General features: G+C 42.6%; 21 protein-coding genes. 9 read left to right on the top strand and 12 right to left on the bottom strand.

Features of this window, described 5'->3' with window-relative positions; translation table 11 throughout:
- Positions 1-11: 11 nt before the first annotated feature.
- From ulaG to LDK34_RS01980, 4 genes are read right to left on the bottom strand one after another with little or no spacing between them, the layout of a single operon-like run.
- Positions 12-1,085 (bottom strand): L-ascorbate 6-phosphate lactonase, encoded by a 1,074-nt coding sequence (ulaG, locus tag LDK34_RS01995; protein ID WP_236941371.1) that lies wholly within the window; start codon positions 1,083-1,085, stop codon positions 12-14.
- 14 nt (positions 1,086-1,099) lie between these two features.
- Positions 1,100-1,387, bottom strand: coding sequence for a PTS sugar transporter subunit IIB (locus LDK34_RS01990; protein WP_017260711.1), 288 nt, complete (start codon positions 1,385-1,387; stop codon positions 1,100-1,102).
- 32 nt (positions 1,388-1,419) lie between these two features.
- Positions 1,420-2,745: a PTS ascorbate transporter subunit IIC gene (locus tag LDK34_RS01985; RefSeq protein ID WP_017260710.1), complete on the bottom strand. Its 1,326-nt coding sequence runs from the start codon at positions 2,743-2,745 to the stop codon at positions 1,420-1,422.
- Positions 2,745-3,206, bottom strand: a complete 462-nt coding sequence (locus LDK34_RS01980) for a PTS sugar transporter subunit IIA (RefSeq protein WP_236941370.1) — start codon at positions 3,204-3,206, stop codon at positions 2,745-2,747. Before LDK34_RS01980 ends, LDK34_RS01985 begins: the two co-directional genes overlap by 1 nt.
- A gap of 181 nt (positions 3,207-3,387) precedes the next feature.
- Between LDK34_RS01980 and LDK34_RS01975 the strand changes: the two genes are divergently transcribed.
- The gene (locus LDK34_RS01975; protein WP_178913487.1) at positions 3,388-4,233 is read left to right on the top strand and encodes a MurR/RpiR family transcriptional regulator; all 846 of its coding nucleotides are present in this window, start codon (positions 3,388-3,390) and stop codon (positions 4,231-4,233) included.
- Positions 4,234-4,357: 124 nt separating this feature from the next.
- Here the strand turns inward: LDK34_RS01975 and LDK34_RS01970 are convergent, their stop codons facing one another.
- The 5 genes from LDK34_RS01970 to iolG (LDK34_RS01950) are packed head-to-tail and all read right to left on the bottom strand — an operon-like array spanning position 4,358 to position 9,886.
- Positions 4,358-5,779 (bottom strand): sugar porter family MFS transporter, encoded by a 1,422-nt coding sequence (locus LDK34_RS01970; protein WP_236941369.1) that lies wholly within the window; start codon positions 5,777-5,779, stop codon positions 4,358-4,360.
- 34 nt (positions 5,780-5,813) lie between these two features.
- Entirely contained in the window at positions 5,814-6,854 is a 1,041-nt protein-coding gene (locus tag LDK34_RS01965) for a Gfo/Idh/MocA family oxidoreductase (protein WP_236941368.1), read from the bottom strand.
- 28 nt (positions 6,855-6,882) lie between these two features.
- A complete protein-coding gene (locus LDK34_RS01960; RefSeq protein ID WP_161003904.1) occupies positions 6,883-7,920 on the bottom strand; it encodes a Gfo/Idh/MocA family protein in 1,038 nt (345 codons plus the stop codon).
- A gap of 30 nt (positions 7,921-7,950) precedes the next feature.
- The gene (gene iolE / locus LDK34_RS01955) at positions 7,951-8,859 is read right to left on the bottom strand and encodes a myo-inosose-2 dehydratase (RefSeq protein ID WP_017260704.1); all 909 of its coding nucleotides are present in this window, start codon (positions 8,857-8,859) and stop codon (positions 7,951-7,953) included.
- 16 nt (positions 8,860-8,875) lie between these two features.
- Positions 8,876-9,886 carry an inositol 2-dehydrogenase gene (iolG, locus tag LDK34_RS01950; RefSeq protein WP_161003945.1) on the bottom strand — a complete coding sequence of 337 codons (1,011 nt, stop codon included), beginning with the start codon at positions 9,884-9,886 and terminating at the stop codon, positions 8,876-8,878.
- 468 nt (positions 9,887-10,354) lie between these two features.
- Here iolG (LDK34_RS01950) and LDK34_RS01945 point away from each other — a divergent pair, with 468 nt between their 5' ends.
- The 4 genes from LDK34_RS01945 to LDK34_RS01930 are packed head-to-tail and all read left to right on the top strand — an operon-like array spanning position 10,355 to position 14,262.
- Entirely contained in the window at positions 10,355-11,764 is a 1,410-nt protein-coding gene (locus tag LDK34_RS01945) for a sugar porter family MFS transporter (protein WP_236941443.1), read from the top strand.
- A gap of 26 nt (positions 11,765-11,790) precedes the next feature.
- Positions 11,791-12,822, top strand: coding sequence for an inositol 2-dehydrogenase (gene iolG, locus LDK34_RS01940; protein WP_284144477.1), 1,032 nt, complete (start codon positions 11,791-11,793; stop codon positions 12,820-12,822).
- A 9-nt stretch (positions 12,823-12,831) separates the two neighbouring features.
- Complete coding sequence (locus LDK34_RS01935) at positions 12,832-13,296, top strand: heme-degrading domain-containing protein (RefSeq protein WP_236941367.1); 465 nt, start codon at positions 12,832-12,834, stop codon at positions 13,294-13,296.
- A gap of 30 nt (positions 13,297-13,326) precedes the next feature.
- Positions 13,327-14,262: an NADP-dependent oxidoreductase gene (locus LDK34_RS01930; protein ID WP_236941366.1), complete on the top strand. Its 936-nt coding sequence runs from the start codon at positions 13,327-13,329 to the stop codon at positions 14,260-14,262.
- A gap of 47 nt (positions 14,263-14,309) precedes the next feature.
- Here LDK34_RS01930 and rihA read toward each other — a convergent pair whose 3' ends face one another.
- On the bottom strand, positions 14,310-15,245 hold the full coding sequence (rihA, locus tag LDK34_RS01925) for a pyrimidine-specific ribonucleoside hydrolase RihA (RefSeq protein ID WP_161003900.1): 936 nt from the start codon (positions 15,243-15,245) through the stop codon (positions 14,310-14,312).
- Positions 15,246-15,350: 105 nt separating this feature from the next.
- On the opposite strand from rihA, the gene LDK34_RS01920 reads away from it, so the two are divergent.
- Positions 15,351-15,647: a putative quinol monooxygenase gene (locus LDK34_RS01920; RefSeq protein WP_236941365.1), complete on the top strand. Its 297-nt coding sequence runs from the start codon at positions 15,351-15,353 to the stop codon at positions 15,645-15,647.
- Between the two features lie 152 nt (positions 15,648-15,799).
- The gene (gene zwf, locus LDK34_RS01915; RefSeq protein ID WP_236941364.1) at positions 15,800-17,263 is read left to right on the top strand and encodes a glucose-6-phosphate dehydrogenase; all 1,464 of its coding nucleotides are present in this window, start codon (positions 15,800-15,802) and stop codon (positions 17,261-17,263) included.
- Positions 17,264-17,315: 52 nt separating this feature from the next.
- Here the strand turns inward: zwf and LDK34_RS01910 are convergent, their stop codons facing one another.
- Positions 17,316-18,461: an acyltransferase family protein gene (locus LDK34_RS01910; protein ID WP_236941363.1), complete on the bottom strand. Its 1,146-nt coding sequence runs from the start codon at positions 18,459-18,461 to the stop codon at positions 17,316-17,318.
- A 276-nt stretch (positions 18,462-18,737) separates the two neighbouring features.
- Here LDK34_RS01910 and LDK34_RS01905 point away from each other — a divergent pair, with 276 nt between their 5' ends.
- Positions 18,738-19,670 (top strand): YczE/YyaS/YitT family protein, encoded by a 933-nt coding sequence (locus LDK34_RS01905; protein ID WP_017260694.1) that lies wholly within the window; start codon positions 18,738-18,740, stop codon positions 19,668-19,670.
- A 51-nt stretch (positions 19,671-19,721) separates the two neighbouring features.
- On the opposite strand, the gene LDK34_RS01900 is transcribed toward LDK34_RS01905, so the two are convergent.
- On the bottom strand, positions 19,722-20,309 hold the full coding sequence (locus tag LDK34_RS01900; RefSeq protein ID WP_236941362.1) for a TetR/AcrR family transcriptional regulator: 588 nt from the start codon (positions 20,307-20,309) through the stop codon (positions 19,722-19,724).
- Between the two features lie 215 nt (positions 20,310-20,524).
- On the opposite strand from LDK34_RS01900, the gene LDK34_RS01895 reads away from it, so the two are divergent.
- Positions 20,525-21,415 (top strand): oxidoreductase, encoded by an 891-nt coding sequence (locus LDK34_RS01895; protein WP_236941361.1) that lies wholly within the window; start codon positions 20,525-20,527, stop codon positions 21,413-21,415.
- The last annotated feature ends 185 nt before the right edge of the window (positions 21,416-21,600 follow it).

Here is a 21,600-nt window from a genome sequence, read left to right as displayed (position 1 = left end):
TACTTTAGTGATTACAAGAATGACTTGTATGGTAGATTAATCGGATGCGTATAACGATCCTTAAATCCACGATCATGATAATATTCCAGTTTATCTTGGTCGTCAGGATAAACAAATCGTCCACCTGGTAACCAAGAGAATGGATGGAATTTATAATCCAACCTCTCTTTACGCATTTCCCACAATGCTTCAACTTCACTCGGGTCTCCAAGCATGTTTGACCATACATCCCAGTGTAGCGGAATGACAACTTTTGTATTTAAGTCTTCTGCAGTCCGCAAAACATCTACGGAAGTCATTTTGTCTTGGACACCGATTGGATTTTCTCCATATGCCACAATTGCAACATCGACGTCAAAGTCCTTACCATGTTTAGCAAAGTAAGATGAAAAGTGTGAATCGGCAGCATCGTATACGGTGCCTGCATCAGTTTTCAAAACATAATTAACGGCTCGAGCATCCATATCAGGCACCTGTTTATCATCAGGCAGATCTTTTTCATCAGGATCAGTAATTAACACCGAGCGGTCAAAGGAATCTGTCACATCGATTTCAATGTCCTTTACCTTCACGACATCCCCGGGTTTAACGATACGACACCGGTCAGCCGGAACCCCCCAGTCAAGCCACTGATCAACGACATCTTTAGGCCCAATAAATGGAATTGGCTCCTTTACGTTTTGCAAAATTGCCGCAGCCACATTCATGTCAATGTGGTCATGGTGAAAATGCGTTACAAGATATGCGTCAAGATGATGAATTGCAAACGGATTAATGACCATTGGCTGAGCCCGTAAGTTAGGCTGAATTTTACGGCCACCGGTCAAACGGGACCACTGATGACGTGGTGACATGTCAGCCTTGTCATGTGTTGTTTTACCAGTACCGCACCACAAATCAATGGCAACACTCGTCTGCTGATCAGACTTAAGCCAAATGCCCATATTAACTAGCCACCACATTTCAAACTTGTTTTGTGGTACCTCAGTGCGATCAATTTCTTCGTTTAACCACGTTCCCCACTCTGGGAACACTTCATCTTTCCATGTTTGTTCTGTGACATCATTTACATTATCAACTGACATTTTCCCCACGTTCCTTACTTATTCTCTAATTCTGCCATTTTTGGATCTAAGTGGGCCTTAATATCGTTTTTGTCCACAAAGTTTGTCAAAACGATTGTTTTTTCTTTGTCCTCTTCAGGGAAATCTTCAAATAATTCCCGTGTCGTTACGTAAATGTCAGCTGGAGCGCTCCGAATACTGCCTAAATCGACAGTGTCTACATCAACTTCATCCTTACCTTCTTCAGACAAAATACTTTCAATGTTCATTTTTGCAATAACACTTGATCCAACACCTAAACCACATACAGCAATAATTTTCATGATATTTCCTCCAAATTTCGTTTGCGTTTAAATTACAGAATAAAACCAACAATCGCGGTGCGAATGAACTTTAGCAGGTACATAAGTGGCATCCAAACAAGAGCATAGTCGATGTTTGACCACGTTAACCCACTGCCGTACACAGCACCAGTAAGTGGATAGAATAGAATGACAGCGGCGGATGAAATCATCCCAGTAATAAATCCGGCCATAATAGCACCACGCCAACCACCAGCTTTATTACCAAATACCCCCATAACATTCCCGTCAAAGTACATAATGATTGGACTTGGGAACACGATAACAGGAGATTTGAAAATAATTGTGGCAAACGTGATTAAAATACAGCCAACGGTCGAACCAAGGAAACCAAACATCCCACCCATTGGTGAATAAGGGAAGATGGTTGGTGCATCCAAAGCTGGAATTGCACCAGGAAGGAATTTGTCAGAAATCCCTTTAAATGCTGGCACAATTGAACCAATAAACATCCGTACACCAGAAAGTAAGATAACAATCCCAGCCGTAAACGTGAATCCTTGTAGAATTAACCACATGATCCAGTTCGTAGCATCAGGCCCCTTCCCTGCAAGTTGTTGGATGCCTGCAGGACCAACGGCTAATCCGATTCCAACAAAGATAATTGGCATTAAGAAGAACAGAACAATCGTATTGTCTCGGAACATTGAGGCCCATTTAGGCAACTTCATATTATCAGCATCCTGTTCAGGTTTGGAACTGCCAAACCATTTACCAATAAAGTGAGCAACCAACGAACCAACCTGATCCATAAACCCTAACGTGGACACATCGTGCATCCATGGTCGTGAAATGATTCTTGGAATTGCAGGTGAATACGTGTAGTAGACAGCGTTCAGAACCGTCCCAACAACAATCGTCCAAAAACCGTTGGTATGTAATACAACTGGCAACGTAACATTCATAAACGCTGCGTGGTAAAGCATTAGGTGAGCGGTTAAATAGGCGTTCTTAAAATTCTTTCCTGATGAAATTCTTACTAATACCAAATGGAGGAAGAATGCCAATAGGAAAGTGATAACCGTGTTCTTTGCAATACTGCTAAAGCGAAGTACCACACCAAAGACAGCATCATTAGTTGGTAGAACCCCTTTAACATGAAGTGTTGAGTTCAACTTTGTGACCACTGGCGATAGAGAAGTAATTAAAATTCCGGCACCAGAAGATAAAACGGTTAATCCAATAACAGTTTTAACTGTGCCATCAACAACCTGCGGAAACTTTTTGCGTTGGAGCAACAATCCAACCAATGCTACCAAGCCAAGAAAAATAGTTTCGTTACTCAAAACCTGATAAACCAAGAAATTAATCACTTGCATTACTGATCGCCCCCGTTGATCTGTTCAGCAATATGCTTTGCGTCTTCTCGTGTTTTCGCACAACGCAAAGTTTCTAAGTTTTGACTGTCATTCAAAAACATAACAATCTTTTGCAACAATGAAAGATGGGCCGTATCACTTGTAGAAGCAAGAATAACCACCAGATCAACTGGATCGTTGTCTTTATTTCCAAACTTTACGGGTTCCGCCAACGTTGCAATTGCAAACCCTGTTTGATGCACAGCTTCTGACGGTCGTGCATGACCAAGAGCCAATCCTGGTGCAATCACAATGTAAGGGCCTAATTTTTTAACGGAATCAATCATTGCTGTAACGTAATCATTAGTGATTTTTTTGCCGTCTACTAACGGCTTGGCAGCAACCTGAATTGCTTCTTCCCAGTTTGATGCATGTGCCTTTAACTGCACTTCATCAACAGAAAGTTTTGGATCGGTGTCCATAATCTTTACCTCCGTAATGTAAAATAACGTCATAAATTATTAATTAGAAATGATTGCTTTTTACATTTACTATTATAGTCGAAACCGCTTTCATTGCAAGCTAGAAAATTTTAAATTGTCATGTTATCGTTATGTCACACTACAAATCATTAGTTTTATGAATTAAGGAAGATAAAAACAAATGGAATTGAACATCTTTGACCGGATTAAAGACATCTACCCGTCCCTTGGACGCAGTAGCAAGAGCATCGCAGACTATTTTCTCGCCAACCAAACTAATGCTTCCTCCAAAACCGTTACTGAACTTGCTGGGGACTGCCACGTTTCTGTCGCCACAATTTCGCGTTTTGCAAAACAATTAGGTTACACTAATTACTCACAGCTTAAATGGGCACTTTCAAATCAAATGAGTAAAAGCGCACCCACCATTCAAGAAGTTGCTGACACTGACACGCCAAAGATGGTTGCTAAAAAAACGCTCGATGCAAACATCGAAACCCTAAATGGCACATTCGATTTAATGGATGAAAAAGACTTGGAAAAAGCCGTAAATCTCATCGTCCACGCTAAAAAATTGGAATTCTTTGGTCTCGGTGGATCAAACATTGTGGCTCTTGACGCCTATCACAAATTTCTACGAGTACCCTTAAACGTTCTGCATGATACCGAATACCATTTGGCCTTAATGCAAGCCTCTCGAATGTCTGATTCTGACTGTGCTGTTGTAATTTCGCATACTGGAAATGATACAGACACACTTGAAATCGCTGAGGCCTTAAAATCTAAACATGTGCCAATAATCGTTATCACAAGTTTTCCAAATTCACCTTTAGCTGAATACGGGAATGTAGACTTCTTCTCCATCTCTGAAGACTCTCGGTACCGTTCTGAGGCACTGCTATCACTAACCTCTCAATTGGCAATCAACGATTGCTTGTATATGCTAACGGCACAATATTTTGGCAAATCTGCAGAAACAGTTCTTGATGAAATTCGCTCGACTATTTCGAAAAAACATCCTGCGTAATTACATCAAAGTCGTTTTTTACCAAAACGACATTTAAAATACCCATATACAAGAAAGGTCAATCACAGAAATTTGTGATTGACCTTTCTTGTGCCGTCTTCATTGACGATAGTAAAGACTTTTACTATTTTGAATCCTCTTTATAAGACTTATCGTATTTAGATCTGAAATATTTTTCAATTTCTTCAAGGGGTACACCCTTTGTTTCAGGAACCCTTATATGAACAAACACTATTCCTAAAACACAGCATGCAGCGAATATATAAAAGGTATATGACATGTTCCAATCCAGTAGCACTGGTGATAATAGCCCAACAACGAAATTACCAATCCAAAGTATAAAGATAGTAATCCCAGTTCCAATACCACGGAACCTCTGTGGAAAGATTTCCGAATTAATCAACCAAGTAACAGGTCCTAAAGTACCTTGGAAGAAAATAATGTAAATATAAACAAGGATAACGATAGTGATGCCCGCCCAGCTTGCGTTTGGCACTGTCGAATGAATAACTCCAGCGATGACTAGCGTAGTTGCACAAATGATTAGTCCAGAATACTCCAATTTTTTACGACCCAGCCAGTCAATTGTGAACATTCCTAGAACCGCACCAACAACAGACAGTAGTCCATTACCGGTATTCAAAATGGCAGCAACCGTCGGATTAAATCCTGAATCTTGAATAATCTTACCACCGTAATACATTATGGAATTAATCCCTGCAAATTGCTGAATAATGCCTAACATAGCCCCAGTGATAAGGATTTGTAGCACCCAGCGTGTCTGGAATAATTCTTTAAAGCTGGCCTGTTCAGCAGCTTCTTCCTTGTCAGCCTTGTCCTTGGCTTCAATTTCAGCCATTTCAGATGGTACTGATGCAGCAGAACGAATCTTCTTCAACACTTCAAGTGCCTTTGAGTTTTTGTTTTGCGAAACCAACCATCTAGGTGATTCAGGAACCAGATACATTCCCAACCATAAGATAATTCCGGGTATAGTTCCAAGTCCGAGCATCCATCGCCAAATTGCTGCATTGCCTGCACCTAGTGGTGTTAATGCAGCGTTCACGCCAAAGGCAATAAATTGTCCTGAAACAATCATAACCTGAGCGGTCGTAACCATTTTGCCCCGAAATTCGGAAGGCGCAATTTCAGCAATGTAAACCGGTACATTCGCCGAAGCTGACCCAACTGCTAAGCCTAGTAAAAATCTGAATATAATCAGTATGGCAATGCTAGTCGAGAATGCACAGCCAAGTGCTCCGACTGCGAAAATAATTCCCAAGAGAGTTAAAATTCGCTTACGGCCAATTTTATCAGCTAACGGTCCGCCAAAGATTGCTCCAAATGCCGCACCTAAAGTTAATCCTGAAGAAACAATCCCCTGTTGAAAGGATGTTAAATCAAGTTGTTGTGCTTTGGCCATGAACTGCAGTGACCCATTAACAATCCCGGTATCATACCCAAAAAGGAGTGATCCCATCGCAGAAATGAATGTGGCGGCCCATAAAAAGCCAACATGTGATTTTTGGTCCTGACTTTGATCCATTATTGTGTCTTCTTTCTTATAAGTAGGTTATAGGTCATCCCTTTGGAATATTTACCAGTTTTCCAGTATTAGCTGATTCCTGACATGCCTTGGCAATCTTCAAAGCCCGGATACCATCCTCAACAGTTACTTCTGGCTGCTGGCCTTTTGCAATGTTACTAACAAAATCTTGAACTTCATCTAAAAAGGCTTCATCGAAACGAGCGCCAAAACTCTGCAAGGATGGTCTAGAGACACCATTTTCACTAAAGACCGTTACGCGATTAAGATCCGGATGTTCGCCCACACGAAGCCAACCATCAGAGCCCATCACTTCGAGTTCAACCTGATTGCCATGTGCGGCATGGCGACCGCCAATTAAAGTAGCAATAACGCCACCATCCATTTTCAACTGTGCAACCCCGGTTTCAAATTCTCCAATATCCGCCAAGTCAGGTGCGGCAATATTGCTAGTTAATCCATATGCCTCAACTGGTTCCTGATGCGTAAACCATCGAATTAAATCAACATCGTGAATATTCATATCCACGAAAATGCCGCCAGAATCCGCTTCAGATGCAAATTTCTTGAAGCTTTCCATTCCGGATATTGGATCAATTCCGTAACCACGCATATAAATGATTCTACCAATCTTACCTTCATCAACTATCTTCTTTGCGTACTGATAGGACTTGTCATAGCGGCGCATAAATCCACTTTGAAAAATTTGCTTAGGGTGTTGGTGAATGGTATCTGCCATTCTTTGAACTTCATCAAGGTCAAGTCCAAGCGGCTTTTCGCAAAAGACATGCAATCCCGCATTCATAGCATAAGTTGTCATTTCTGGATGGAAAGGTGTCGGTGCAACAATAACCACAGCGTCCAAATTGGACTGATCAATCATTTCCTTATAATCAAGGAATGTTTTTTCAATCCCAAGATCATCGTGTGCCCATTGCAATTGATCTTTATCAAGTGCACATGCCGCAACAACGTCAACTCCTTGAATTTTCTCAGTTAAGTGGCGTGCATGCCTCGAGCCTAAACGACCTAAACCAATAATTCCAACGCGAACCGGATTTGTCTGTTTTGTCATGGCTAATTCCTCCGAGAATCCATAACCGTTACTTTTCAGCGTATAAAGCTGGTGCTTCAGGGAAGCTCAAATCTTGGGTAGCACCTTTATCGTTCAATGAAGTGATGGCCGCGTCCGCAGTAACGGCAGCAATGTATCCGTCCCATGCAGATGGACCAACTGGTGATTCTTCTTGTGAAACATGATCGATAAAGTCACGGAATTCGATATCGTAAGCACTTTCGAAACGAGCCTTCCAGTCTGTCAAAATGGCAGTGCTGTATTCAGCATTCAAACGAGTAGCAACTTGTGGTACCGTTGGTAATTCCAGAACCCCTTCTTCACCAATGACATCACACTTAATGTCATAGCCATACTGACAACGAACAAAGACTTCGATAATGATGTTAATACCAGTCTTAGTTTCCATCATGACAATCATTGGGTCTTGAATCTTAGCATTTTGAACGTACTTAGTTTGCTTTGGACTAAAGACACGAATATTTGCATAGTCATCATTGATTAACCAGTGATCCAAATCAATTTCGTGAATTGCTGTTTCAATAATTGAACGACTTGAATCATATTCTTCAGGCTGAGTTTGGTTATAATGGCGTTCGTCAATCATTAATGGCGCACCAATCTTACCTTCATCAATCATTTGCTTCATTTGTACATATTCAGGTGCATAGTGACGCATAAAACCAACTTGCAGCATTCGCTTGCCATATTTCTTTTCCTCGGCAATGATGTCCAAACATTGTTTTGCATCCAATGCCAATGGCTTTTCACAGAATGTGAACTTACCGGCTTTTAAAGCTGCCATTACGATTTCGTAGTGGGCTTCGTTATTCGCAGTACATACAACAACGTCAACATCTGGGTCGTTAACCAAATCGTGATAATCCAAATAGTCATGAGCAGTTAGCCCCTGTCGGTCCAATTCTTTCTGTGCTTTTCCGGGTACAATATCACAAACAGCAGTGACATCCACGTTAGCAATAGTTTTCGTCAAACGGTGTAAGTGATCTGATCCAATAAAACCAATACCAACAATCCCTACCTTGGTAACATGTGTTTCAGCCATGATGTAATCTCCTTGTTTTCTTTAATTGCTTTAGTTGAATTGAGAAATTAAATTATTATCGATGTACTTACGAGCAATTTGAGCCATTTCCAGTGGATTGGCTTTATCAGGATCCTGTTCAGCTTCAACAACAATCCAACCCTTATAGTTGTTTTCAACCAATTTTTTAAATACAGGTTTGAAATCCAAATCGCCATCACCAGGCACTGTGAACATCCCGTTCAAAAAGGCCTGCTGGAAAGTGAGTCCCTTTGCACGTGAATCATCTTCCTGCTTTTTGCGAACATCCTTGAAATGAACATGAACAACTCGATCAATATGGTCGTTTAATAGGCTCATGTAGTCTCCATCAGAAACATAAATATGTCCTGTATCGAAAAGCAGACCGACCTTGTCTGGATCAGTGTTCGCCATCAAGCGATCCGTTTCTTCTTTCGTTTGAATGCCAGTTCCCATGTGGTGATGATAGGCAACCTTAATCCCATACTTGGCAGCAATTTCACCGTAATGGTTTAACCCTTGGCAAACTTCATCCCATTCTTTATCTGTAAAATGCGGCTTGTCCGTGAAAATATTGGCTGTATCAGATCTTTGGATCGTATATGTTTGTTCAGAGACAACAGCGACTGGGGCATTAACCGCTTTCAAAAATTGACAGTGTTTTTCAAAGGCTTCACTCGCCTTTTCAATACCGTCACGAATGATATAACTACTGAACCACTGACCGGCAATGTGCAGATTGCGTAATTTTAATTCATAGTTCAATTTTTCTGGTGCTGGGAAGAAACCACCCACTTCGGTGCCATCAAACCCTGCAACAACAATGTCGCTTAATAATTGCTGAAGATTATTTTCTTTACCAATTGATGGAATATCATCATTCCGCCAACCAATTGGAGCAATACCCCATTTAATGTCGTTTTTAACATCTGATGCCATAACTATTGCCTCCGTTTTATATGTCTTGAACTGAAACAACTGCGCCTGTATCTAATGACTTCTTCGCTGCTTGAGCCAAACGAATCGCACGAATACCATCTTCAAATGTGCACTGGACTTCGTGTTCTCCGCGAACTGCACCAAAGAATGATTCAAGTTCTCTTTTATATGCATCCATGTAACGCTGTAAAAAGAAGAACATTGGTTTATCTCCCGCAACGTTATCCTTTGAGGAATAGGTCGTCGTCGAATCTGTCACATTATCGGCGTGCGCCATGCCTTTCGAACCAAACAATTCAATGCGCTGATCATATCCATACACGGCCTGTCGACTATTATCAATTACACCCATCATTCCATTCTTGAACATTAATGTAATGATGGCAGTGTCAATATCTCCAGCCTTGCCAATCTCGTCATTAATCATGACGTTACCAGTTACAAATACACGATCAACTTCTTCGCCAGTAATGAACCTTGCCATGTCAAAGTCATGAATCGTCATGTCCATGAAAATACCGCCAGAATGACGAACATAATCCATCGAAGGTGGTTCTGGATCACGAGAAGTAATTTTTAATATCTGCTCATTTCCAAGACTGCCATTTTTTCTATAATCGACTATCCGATCAAAATTTTTATCAAACCGACGATTAAATCCGACTTCGAATTTAACGCCGGCTTTTTTGACAGCGTCTAATGCTTTTAAAATTTCAGCATTGTCAAACCCGACTGGCTTTTCGCAAAAAATATCTTTGCCCGCTTTAGCAGCGTCAATAGTCATTTGTGGATGTAAATCTGTAGGCGTACAGATCAAGACCGCTTGAATATCAGAATCATCTAACACTTCGTGATAATCCTTGACGATCTTTTTCACTGAATATTTTTCAACCCAATCATCCTTAGCGAGAATGTCGCAAATTGATTCAATTTTGACATTATCTATCTGCTTTAAATTTTTGAAATGAACATTTCCAATACGCCCCATACCGATAATCCCGATTGTGATTTTTTTGTCATTGCTCATGTGAATACCTCCTTTCATGTTATGATATGAAGCATTTTTCAACTGAGCAAATGCTTGTGAAAATATATATAAAAATGGCATTTTCACACCATCTGGGTATCCTCAGCTGTTCGCTTCATCTGACGTCATAATAGCATGATAAAGGCTTTTGTCAACATTACATTTTATTTTTAGACTTAAAAAGAAAGCGTTTTACTTTGATGTGTTGACAATCACAAGCACTCGTGAAATAATTCAAGCCGAAGTTAAATTATCTCCTTGTGCGCACAATCACTTTGTGAAGATGATGTCCTTGTTAAGGCCATTGCAGCGTTACGGCTTGCACAAAGATGTCGATTTCATATCATAATTTGCTCAAAAAAAATGACGATTCAATAGCTGAATCGTCTACACATTTACTTTTTTCTGGAGGTGGCTATTTTGAACGATGATTCAACTGGTCCTGAAGCTTCAGATGTGCAGTCAAAAATGTCAATTAACACAAAAGCTTCCAAAAACCTACGCCGTATCGCCATCATATCAACTCTCGGTGGACTTTTGTTTGGAGTCGATACCGGAGTCATTAATGGTGCACTTTCGTATATGTCGTCACCTAAGGAACTAAATTTAACGCCAACTGACGAAGGTTTAGTCACGAGCGGTATTACATTAGGTGCAGCTATCGGCGCTATTGCGGCAGGGCGTCTAGCAGATAAATTCGGTAGAAAGCGGGTTCTTCTTTACCTCTCATTCGTTTTCTTTGCAGCAACTGCTATCTGTTCCATCGCACCTAATGCTCTTATTCTTATCATTTTTCGCTTCTTGTTAGGATTGGCCGTCGGTGGGGCATCCGTCATCGTTCCGACATTTTTATCTGAAATGTCGACACCTGCCATTCGTGGACGATTGGTTACACAAAACGAACTAATGATAACTGGTGGTCAATTGCTTGCCTTCATCGTCAATGCAGCGTTAGGTTCTATTTTTACGAATGTTTCCAACATCTGGCGTTATATGATTGCTTTTGGCATGGTGCCGGCCGTATTACTTTTCTTTGGCATGCTAACTGTACCTGAATCGCCCCGCTGGTTAACTATGCAAGGCCGAACAAAAGAAGCATTGTACACGTTAACCGAAATTCGACCGGACAAGGCCAGCTCCGAAAGAGAAATACAACAAATCAAGGATACCTTGGCCCAGGAAAAAGAAACTGCTCAAGCTCGTTTTCGCGACTTGGGTAAACCATGGATTCGTCGTTTAGTCCTAATCGGCATCGGTCTAGGTGTTATGCAACAGATTATTGGAATCAACATCATGATGTACTATGGAACGACAATTCTCATGAAAGCCGGTTTTGGTCATAGTGCCGCACTGATCGCCAACATCTCTAATGGGTTGGTCTCAGTAGTAGCTACCTACATTGGCATGCGCATGATGAATCGAGTCAATCGACGACGAATGCTTTTAACAGGAATCACAGGAACCAGCATCTCACTGGTCTTAATCGCGATTGTATCGGCAACGCTTAGTCATTCGTCACTATTACCCTTCTTTGTAATTCTTTTGACCATGTCATTTCTTGGCTTTTTTCAGGGATGCATTTCGCCCACTACTTGGTTGTTACTTTCAGAAATTTTCCCTCAAAATTTACGGGGTCTCGGCATGGGCGTATCAACATTCTTCCTTTGGTTCTCAAACTTTTTAGTTGGGTTCTTTTTCCCAATATTAATGTCAGCCATTGGGTTATCTCTCACCTTCGTAGTCTTCGTTGGTTGCAACATTCTATCGTTCATCTTCGCTTACAAATTTGCTCCAGAAACACGGGGCAAATCTCTTGAGCAAATACAATTGGAATTTAAGTATGGTGATGATTCAGGAGTTAATCCTGAATCAAAATAATAATTTATAAAGGATGGTTTTAAATTATGAGTATGAAACGTATTAACGTCGGTATTATCGGTCTTGGTCGTGCGGGTCAAATGCACTTACACAATCTAATGACGATCTCCGAGATTCATATTGTTCAAGTTGCAGATGTTTTTATCGAAAAAATTTCAACTGAATTAAATGATCTCGGGATTACAAATCAAACTCGCGACTATCACGACATTTTGAACAACCCCGATATTGACACCGTTTTTGTCTTTACTTCTACGGATACTCACGAAGAAATTGTGACGGCTGCAGCAAACGCAGGTAAAAACATTTTCTGCGAAAAACCACTGAGCATGAACACTGTTGAAGAAGCCAGTGTTAACGTTCTTCGAGCGGTCGAAAAGAACCACGTTAAGTTACAAATGGGTTTTAACCGTCGAATGGATCCTCAATTCCGCAATATTTTTGAAAATGTTCGGCAAGGAGAAATCGGTACACCTCAAGTCGTTAAAATAACTTCACGGGACCCTGACTTATTACCTCATGATCTCATTCAGCGAATCGGCGGACTCTTATTTGATTTCACCATGCATGATTTTGACATGGCTCGCTACATGATGAACAGCAACATTGCCGAAGTTTACGCAAAGGGCGGCACCTTAATCGATCCCACACTCAAAGAAATCAACGATATTGACACATTAGCGCTCATTTTGCAGTTTGAAAACGGTGCCTACGGCGTTATTGATAATAGTCGTCGTGCCGTTTACGGTTATGATCAACGTGTTGAAGTATTCGGATCTGAAGGAATGTTGAAGGCAGAAAACGTTAGTGAAAGCACTGTCGAACTGTACACTGATAAAAACAAGATTATGAAAAAGCCCCTACCGATGTTCGTCCAACGCTACCGCAATGCTTACATTAACGAAATGAAGGCATTCGTTAATTCAATTTTAAATGATGAACCAGTCGTTGCCTCCGGACAAGATGTCATCATGGCACAACGAGCGGCCATTGCAGCTCAGAAGTCCTTAGAAACGGGTCTTCCACAAAAGGTGGACACGAACTTTTCGTTAGATTAGGAGGTCAGTATGTTATCAATCGATGAGATTCTTAAACAGGAAGAAGCCGCAACATTAGATCACTTCGGTTTAAAAGATGTTGATCGACTAGTTGAAAAGTTAAAGACTATTGGTGGAGATGAGTTTCAACGCGTGTGCATTCTAATTACAAAGAATGACCGTGAAGTCTATTTCCATGCTGGCACGAGCACAACCAACGAAAACAATATTTGGATTGAGAAAAAAGCTAATGTTGTGAATGCTTACGAGCATAGTTCGCTACTAGAAAAAGCAATCTATGCTGATAATCCAGATAATTACTACCAATCAAACGGACTTAGCCCAAAGGATTACGCAATTGTTGGTGGTGGTTTTCCAATCTGCGTTCAAGGTACTGGTATTGTCGGCACATTAATCGTGTCTGGATTAACAGATGAGGGTGATCACGATTTGGCATATAAGTCATTGTCTGCCTTAAAACAGTCACAAAAATAGTAGATTCCTTTGCCAAGGAGGTTATCAAAGATGAAAGCTTTCGGCTTCAATCAATACGGCGACGCCAACGTCATGGAAGAATTGGAAATGCCAATGCCCACGATTTCGGCAAATGAAGTATTAGTAAAAAACGAAGCTTTTGCAATCAATGCATTTGACGTAGCCGTGCGAAGCGGACGATTCAAAAATTCAGTTACTCTTCTATTCCCAACAATTTTAGGGACAGACGCAGTCGGCCGCATTACTGCTGTTGGTAATAATGTTTCTGATTATCACATCGGCGATGAAATCATCGCACATGCCGGCACAGGCACCTATGCTGAATATTTCAAAGTTTCAAGTGCTAACATCGGTCTGCGACCCGCCGAGTATGATCGAAACGAAGCAGCAGGACTCCCTCTTTCAGGAGTCACTGCATACAACGTTCTCGTTCATATCGCTCAGGTTCGCCCAAGTCAAACAATCGTAGTTCTAGGTGCAGCAGGTGGTGTTGGATCGATGATCGTTCAAATGGCCAAAGCGCTGGGACTATATGTCATCGGTACAGATGTCAATACAGCAAAAGAAACAGTGCTAAAACTCGGAGCAAATGAATTTGGTGCCTACGATACTGAGCATGTCGGACAAAAGTTTAACTCCGTAGCAGACATTGTTGTTGATGCTACAAATGGTGGCACTGGTGCCAAAGCTGGTGTCCCTATCGTTAAACCAAGGGGGATCTACGTATCCTTAACAACACTTCCTAACGATACAACGCAAAAACCAGATGCTTCATACCGTCAAATGATTCCCAAAAAGGATTATTTAGACAGTGACGCATTTGCCGCCATATCGCTAATGATTAGAAATAATCAGCTTCACGTCAGCATCGGTAAGATGGAGTCTTTCACCCTTTCAGGTATTCGAAACGGACAAAACCTCGTTTCAAACGGGAATCCTGAAGGAAAGGTTATCGTGACGTTATAAAAACAACCGTTCAAGAACCTATTTTTAGGCATTTGAACGGTTATTCTTTAATTATTAAATGACTCCAAGCTAGAAATAACTAAATGAGCAAATCTCTCTCTATTTATATGAAAAAGCACATTAGCGTTCTTTTTACGGTGCGTCATATTGTAATAATCAATGATTGTCTCACCAGAGGTTAACTCCCCTTTAGTTTCAATTTCAACATTGCAGACACGACCTTCAAACATATCTGGATCAATCAGCCACGCAATTGTACAAGGATCGTAGAGTGGCAACCCCTTAAATCCCCAACGATCCTGACCAAAGGCAATGCCGTAGTAAGCAACTAATCCAGAAACTGCCTCACCAACTGGGTTTGTAATCTTGTTAATTTTTTTGACGTCTTCATCGAGTAGTTGGGCTTCAAAAGCAACATTCAAGGGTGCTAACACAATCGGTATACCCGAATCAAAAACGATTTTAGCAGCTTCAGGATCAACAAGGATATTGAATTCAGTGGTTGGTTCCCAGTTTCCAAGTCCCATACCGCCACCCATGATGACAATCTGTTTAATTGAATTGACCAACTCAGGATGGACAGATAAAAACAACGCTATGTTGGTACATGGCCCAGTAACCACAATTGTTACTGGATCATCCTGCTCTTGTAAAACCCTCGCGATTAGTTCCGTTGCCGGTACATTTTGGGCAAAAAAATCTGGATGCGGTAAATCTGCGCCATCCAAACCAGTGACACCATGCATGCTAACACCAGTAATCAAGTCACGCATCAAAGGCTTTTTATCACCCGATGCTACTGGAATATCTTGACGTTTCATCAAGGTCAACAACGACATAGCGTTGGTCAATGTTCGCCCAGGCGTTTGGTTCCCCGCAGAGGTCGTAACAGCCAACAACTCAATATTTGGGTTTGCTACTGCAATCATCATTGCGATTGCATCATCATGACCAGGGTCACAATCCAGAATAATTTTTTCCAAAACAAGGCCTCCAACTTTTCCACTAACAATATCACTTTTCAATTGTGGAAAATGTACTTTAATCCACATTTACATTACATGTTTTATTCAAGAAAGGACACCATTATGCAAATCATTAACTGCGAATTTCATATCAAACATGATCAAGAATTGTTAACACAGTTTAAAAAGGCTGCCTTAGTTGAAATTGACCACGCTAGAAAAGACAGAGGTAATATATCATTTGGTTTATTCGAAGATATCGAAAACCAATATGAGCTCCAAATGATTGAAGCCTGGGATAGCGAATCTTCTATTGAACTACATGCTAACTCTAGGCACAATCAACAATTTAATCGTGAACTATCAAATCTTGTTACACGCTTGCCTGCTGTTCATCAGTATGTTCCCGATGAGGACTAAATTTTACATTTGGCGCCATCGATGTTCGTAAAATCACTGAATGAATACTGTTTGTATAGTCATGACGCAATCCCCATTTTCAAATACTGAATTGCTCGTTTGTATTTATTTCATGCTAGATTTATCACAAAACGCGTGGAGGAAGTGCGGACATGGCAACTTCAAACGTACAATTAGTGATTTTTGGCGGGACGGGTGACCTGACAACACGGATGTTAATGCCGTCGTTGCTGGGGCTATTTGATACTGGGAAGCTCGCGAACTTTGCGGTACTGATTCTGTCGAATCGGAAGTTTACAGACGACGATTATCGGGAGTTCATTCGGCCCTTTTTACGACGGTCAACGAAACCGGACATCCCCGGATTTTTACAACATATCTTCTATCAAACGATGGATGTGACTAAAGCTGCGGACTATACGGCAGCGGCTGCCAAGTCACACGATATCGACAAGCAGTTCAATCTCGGCGGCAACCGTGTCTTTTACTTTGCCGTTGCGCCGCGCTTGTTTAGCCCAATTATTGCCAGCCTGCCAGATAGTGGTTTTCTGGCCCGTCCTGGATATAAACGCGTTGTTATCGAAAAACCGTTTGGTCAGGACTATCCCAGTGCCAAGGCGTTAAATGAACAATTGAATCATCTCTTCCACGAGGACCAGATTTTCCGGATTGACCATTACCTCGAGAAACGAATGGTGCAGAACATCATGTTGACGCGGTTTGGTAACGGTCTAACAGAAGGCATCTGGAACAGCCACTTCATCGACAACGTTCAGGTAACGCTGAGTGAAACGGTCGGACTTGAAAACCGCGCGGGTTACTATGATCAAATGGGGGCAACCCGCGATATGGTGCAGAATCATATTTTCCAACTGATTAGCTTGTTAGCGATGGATCAACCCATCTCGCTTCGACAAGAGGACGTGACGGAGGCCAAAGTAGCCGCGTTACGCATGTTGAAGACGCCGGACCTGCAGCTTGTTAATCAACAATTCGTGCTGGGTCAGTATCTTGGCAACCAGCAAGAGCCCGCCTATCTCGACGAGGAGCGCATCCCGAAGACCTCGCGAACGGAAACGTTTGTCGCCGGTGAACTGAATTTCAACAGTTACCGTTGGGATGGCGTGCCATTCTACTTTCGGACAGGCAAACGTTTAGCAACGAAAACGACACGAATTGACGTGATGTTCAAAGCTCCACAGCTCAAACTGTTTGAAGAACATCATCAGATGATTGACCACTTGGCGCCAAACATCCTGACGATTCTCATTGATCCCGATGAAGGATTGTCCATGCAACTCAACACGCGGGACAGCGATGAAGAGACGTTTGGCTCGACCAACGCAATTCTTGCTAACACGCAACCAGCAACCGGATTCGAGACTCCGGAAGCGTACGAATCGCTGCTGAGCGACATTATCGATGGCAATACGGAAAACTTCCCGCAGTGGCGTGAAATCGCCGTTGCCTGGCAGTTTATCGATGCACTCCGAGCAGGTTGGCAAAAGACCTCACCGATTATTCACCAGTACCCGTTAGGTAGCATGGGACCGGAACAAGCCGACGAATTGTTAACACGGACTGGGCGCTACTGGGCGTTTGACCCGACTAAATAGAGACAAATAAAACCTTCGCAGAATTTGATCTGCGAAGGCTTTTTACGTTCACTCAAGCTTTAGATTGTTCGACTTTCAGGTAAATCCGTTCGGCACCCGCTTTAATCCACGTTTCCAGCCGGTGACCTTCAATCGCGAAGCCAAACGCAATCGCCCATCCGAGCACATACGTCACGGCAACACGAACACCCAGTGCACTGTTGCTCTGCCAACCGAATAGTCGTTCACCTTGCCACAACAAGTTCATCCAGAACACGTTGCCCAGAAAGGCGCGGTACGCATAGATGGCGAGAAAGTGAACCGTGGGCAATAACTGAGATTGCCGTTTGATCAGCCACAACGCCAACGCAACAATGAGGGCAATCGCACTCAGCGCGTAAACGACTCCGGTCGGTTTTAAATAAGGCGCATTAGCAAACGTCAGGCTGCCATTGAAACTTTTCAACTCAACATTATTGCGCCACCAGGACCAAATCAGGGTAATGGCGGCGACCCACCACCAACGAGTCAGCAGCGGTATCAGCTGGTCGCGGAACACCCAGAGCAGAATCCCGGCAATGGCGTACAGAATAAAACTAATAAACACACGATCCAGCAGGTACCAGTCGTTTGCACGCGGGCCGTTGAAGACTTCCACATCGTAAATGGCGACCCACCAAACGTAACCAACTAGGGTGATCAAACTAACCGCTACGCCTCTTCCAGAATGACCGGTCAGCCATCGAGTTAAGCCGACGAACAGTGGCATTAAGATAATGAATTGCAACATCATCGTGTTGTACCACAGGTGTAGCGCCGCGTTGCCGTTCACAAACTGCCAATTGAAACTCACTAGACCGTCGAAGTGTTCCCGTTGTTGCAGACTCGGCATTAAGACGAGATAAGCCAACGTCCACCAAATGGTTGGCGTAAACAAGGCTGTCCACTGCTTCTGCAGATAGGGCAGATAATCGCCATGCAAGGTTCGCAGTGAGGTCGTTCGGACCGTTGTGTAGAGGATTCCAAAAATGAAGGCTGGCGCGGTGAACTTAACGGCATTGTACCAGCCGATAATCCAAGATTGCTGAGCGGTGTTCGGACCAACGTCGAGGGCGAATCCGAGGACCGTTTGCAACATCACTGCGGTGCAGGCAAACACTTTCAGAAAATCGCCAATATCTGTGCGATTCGGGTCATTTTGTTCATTAACTTGTGCCACGATTCGTCCCTCCTCTCAGTAAATTCATTACTAACTAGTTTACACGTCTGCCGATTCGATAGCATCCCATCGCGTAGACTTCGCCGTGTAAGTGCAACTTTTTAACGTTAACTTAATCCACGGACCAATATGGTCGCAAACGGCTGTGAGACCAGTCGTTCATCACTTTCCATCTTAGCCTTCTAATAGACCAACGAAGCACTAACCCCTGAAATCAACGATAATTTTTTGTATGTTAGACGATAATTTAAGTAGTTAACGTCCTAGGAGGTCTCTATGACAAACATCGAATCAACCAAGGATCAACCTCAACCCAACAAGGTCATCAGTGTGACCTTAAAAACACTGATGTCGTTCTTCGGCATTGCCATCTTATCACTCGGGACTACCTTCTTACGCGAAGGCCAAGTCGGTTTGGATCCCTTCACCGCATTAAACACCGGCATGGCGAATAAGTTTGGCCTCAGTTTAGGTACATATCAATTGGCCGCCAACGTGGTCATTTTCGTTTTCATCGTTTTACTTGACCGCAAGAAAATCGGGATTGGGACCGTGCTGAACATGGTGCTGGTCGGTTACGAAATTCAGTGGTTCTCCGCCATTTATAAATCGATTTTACCGTCGACTGTTAACCTGTTTACGATTTTGGCGGATGCCATTATTGGTCTGTTGCTATTTACGTTAGGTGCTTCTCTATACATGACCGCCGACCTTGGGGTTGCCCCTTATGATGCGATTGCACCAATTGCGTCGGACCGTTTGCACATTCAATACCGCATCGTCCGGATTGTTCAAGATGTCCTCTTCATGCTCGCTGCGCTTTTAGCTGGCGGCCCAGTCGGCATCGCAACAATTATCGTCGCCTTCTTTACTGGCCCACTGATCACTTATTGGAACACTCATGTCAGCCAACACGCCGTTACCAGCATTGACCGGTTTAGCACGCAGCCAAGTTTCAAGGGTGTCGGCACTGAAATCGTTGAGTTAGGCCGTGTCAGTTACGGTGCTGTCTCTCACGCCTACAAAATGACTGTACACACCCAACAACGATTATCCGGTTACTCGAACGCAGAGTTGGCTGGTCGTTTGAATGTCACCAAGAAGAATTTGGATAACGCCAAACAAATTTACGACAATATGTCAGCACAGTATGAAATGCTGAAAAATGAAGCTAAACGCCGGCATGATAACAATGACGAAACTAAATAAGCTATAAAAGAAGGCAATCGTAGAATTAATCCGCGATTGCCTTTCGTTTACCTATTCTTTTGGTGCCAACCATGCCGCTTCCAGAATATCTAAAATTGTCTCCAATGGTACTTGAATCGGATCGACAATCTTGTCACGAACCGACTTGGCGTAACGAACCAGCGTATCAAACGCAATGGCCATCAGCACATATGGATCAGTGTCACGAATAATGCCATCTTTCATTCCCTGTTTGACCAACACTGTCACACGATCAAAATCCATTTCGGCTTCTTCTGCTGAAATGTCAATTTGTGTGAAAATTGGTGAGTTCTCATACTGGGTGATAACATCCATCGCGACAGGGTATTCCATCGCAAACTGATAAACGATACGCGCGTAGAGCTTCATATCATCAATCACGTTAGGTTGCTCATTAAAGTGGTCATACATATAGTTGTTAATTTTGGTTTTTTGCGCCAAGAATACCTGTTTGAGTAAATCATCCTTGTTCTTAAAGTACAAATAAATATTCGATTGTGAGATGCCGGTGCGCTTGGCCACCTTCCCCATGGCGATGCTGGAAATGCCTTCCTCAATCACCATGTGCGCCACGACATCAATAATTTCCTGTGGCCGTTGTTCATTCTTTGTTCGCATGCATTACATTATAAAAGAATGGTTGTTCCTCGTCAATTTATTATTTATTTTTGAATTTATAGTTGACAAAGAACGTTCATTCTTTTATATTAGTCACATGCTCATCGCGAATGAGTTTTTATTTTAAATCTAAAAAGAACAATCATTCTTCAAACGAGATTAACGCTGACAACATCACTACTGTTCGTTTGAACATCAAAAAGGAGAACTTCATTATGACTAAATCTGTTGCTTTAATTACTGGTGCTTCATCAGGCATGGGCAAGGCCGCTGCCATTCAATTCAATAACGCTGGCTACACGGTTTACGCTGGCGCCCGTCACACGGAACCGATGGCTGAGCTAGAACAACAAGGCATCCATACGATGAAATTGGATGTCACAGACCACGATTCCAACAAGGCGTTTGTCGATGCCGCATTGGAAAACGAAGGCCGCATTGACGTGCTGATCAACAACGCCGGTTATGGTTCCATGGGGGCCGTTGAAGACGTCGACCAGGCTGAGGCCAAACGTCAATTCGACGTAAATGTCTTCGGGGCAGCGGATTTGATTCAACTCGTCTTACCAACAATGCGTGCCCAACATGCTGGTAAAATCCTGAACAATTCTTCTATCGGTGGCCAAATGTACTCACCACTTGGTGGCTGGTACTACGCTTCCAAACACGCTTTGGAGGCCTTGAGCGACTCCCTTCGTTTGGAAGTTAAGGACTTCGGCATTGACGTCATCATCATCGAACCAGGTGGCACGAAAACGAACTGGCAACAGGTTGCTGCAGATCATATGTTGGAAGCAACGCCAAAGGATTCCCCTTACCGTCAAATGGTTGAAATTTACGCTCACGCCAGCATGAACTTCAGCGCCACAGCGGATGATATCGCCCACCTGATGTTCAAAGCGGCTACGACCGTTAATCCAAAAACACGCTACCAGTTATCTTGGGGCGACCGAGCCGTCGTTATCGCCGTTCGCAAGTTTTCGTACAAGACTATCGACCGCGGCATCCGGTTTGCAATGCGGATTGCTGAACGAAACTTGATGAAAAACCGTTCTCTAGAAGGTGCGGACGAAGACCAATCCACACATAACTCTCAAATGATTTAAAATAAAAAATGTGATTTTAAGAGAGACTGAATGTGCGACCTACTTTAAAACCTGCATCTAACTTCTATTTGACCACCTAAGAAGACTTCATTGTACGTAATTCTGAAAACGGCCTGTATAACTCTTCAAAAACGTTTAAAGATAAAGAATTCAATAAAGCACGAACCAGGCCAGCCTAAAAATAA

Origin of the sequence: Furfurilactobacillus milii, assembly GCF_021654115.1 — a bacterium.
Taxonomy (GTDB): domain Bacteria; phylum Bacillota; class Bacilli; order Lactobacillales; family Lactobacillaceae; genus Furfurilactobacillus; species Furfurilactobacillus milii.
The sequence above is the reverse complement of the archived record's forward strand: the minus strand, read 5'-3'. Positions and strand labels throughout refer to the sequence as shown.

What these genes read in the sequence shown, in the direction of transcription:
- ulaG (WP_236941371.1), bottom strand. Translation starts at nt 1,085, where the DNA reads ATGTCAGTTGATAATGTAAATGATGTCACAGAACAAACATGGAAAGAT.
- LDK34_RS01990 (WP_017260711.1), bottom strand. Translation starts at nt 1,387, where the DNA reads ATGAAAATTATTGCTGTATGTGGTTTAGGTGTTGGATCAAGTGTTATT.
- LDK34_RS01985 (WP_017260710.1), bottom strand. Translation starts at nt 2,745, where the DNA reads ATGCAAGTGATTAATTTCTTGGTTTATCAGGTTTTGAGTAACGAAACT.
- LDK34_RS01980 (WP_236941370.1), bottom strand. Translation starts at nt 3,206, where the DNA reads ATGGACACCGATCCAAAACTTTCTGTTGATGAAGTGCAGTTAAAGGCA.
- LDK34_RS01975 (WP_178913487.1), top strand. Translation starts at nt 3,388, where the DNA reads ATGGAATTGAACATCTTTGACCGGATTAAAGACATCTACCCGTCCCTT.
- LDK34_RS01970 (WP_236941369.1), bottom strand. Translation starts at nt 5,779, where the DNA reads ATGGATCAAAGTCAGGACCAAAAATCACATGTTGGCTTTTTATGGGCC.
- LDK34_RS01965 (WP_236941368.1), bottom strand. Translation starts at nt 6,854, where the DNA reads ATGACAAAACAGACAAATCCGGTTCGCGTTGGAATTATTGGTTTAGGT.
- LDK34_RS01960 (WP_161003904.1), bottom strand. Translation starts at nt 7,920, where the DNA reads ATGGCTGAAACACATGTTACCAAGGTAGGGATTGTTGGTATTGGTTTT.
- iolE (WP_017260704.1), bottom strand. Translation starts at nt 8,859, where the DNA reads ATGGCATCAGATGTTAAAAACGACATTAAATGGGGTATTGCTCCAATT.
- iolG (WP_161003945.1), bottom strand. Translation starts at nt 9,886, where the DNA reads ATGAGCAATGACAAAAAAATCACAATCGGGATTATCGGTATGGGGCGT.
- LDK34_RS01945 (WP_236941443.1), top strand. Translation starts at nt 10,355, where the DNA reads ATGTCAATTAACACAAAAGCTTCCAAAAACCTACGCCGTATCGCCATC.
- iolG (WP_284144477.1), top strand. Translation starts at nt 11,791, where the DNA reads ATGAGTATGAAACGTATTAACGTCGGTATTATCGGTCTTGGTCGTGCG.
- LDK34_RS01935 (WP_236941367.1), top strand. Translation starts at nt 12,832, where the DNA reads ATGTTATCAATCGATGAGATTCTTAAACAGGAAGAAGCCGCAACATTA.
- LDK34_RS01930 (WP_236941366.1), top strand. Translation starts at nt 13,327, where the DNA reads ATGAAAGCTTTCGGCTTCAATCAATACGGCGACGCCAACGTCATGGAA.
- LDK34_RS01920 (WP_236941365.1), top strand. Translation starts at nt 15,351, where the DNA reads ATGCAAATCATTAACTGCGAATTTCATATCAAACATGATCAAGAATTG.
- zwf (WP_236941364.1), top strand. Translation starts at nt 15,800, where the DNA reads ATGGCAACTTCAAACGTACAATTAGTGATTTTTGGCGGGACGGGTGAC.
- LDK34_RS01905 (WP_017260694.1), top strand. Translation starts at nt 18,738, where the DNA reads ATGACAAACATCGAATCAACCAAGGATCAACCTCAACCCAACAAGGTC.
- LDK34_RS01900 (WP_236941362.1), bottom strand. Translation starts at nt 20,309, where the DNA reads ATGCGAACAAAGAATGAACAACGGCCACAGGAAATTATTGATGTCGTG.
- LDK34_RS01895 (WP_236941361.1), top strand. Translation starts at nt 20,525, where the DNA reads ATGACTAAATCTGTTGCTTTAATTACTGGTGCTTCATCAGGCATGGGC.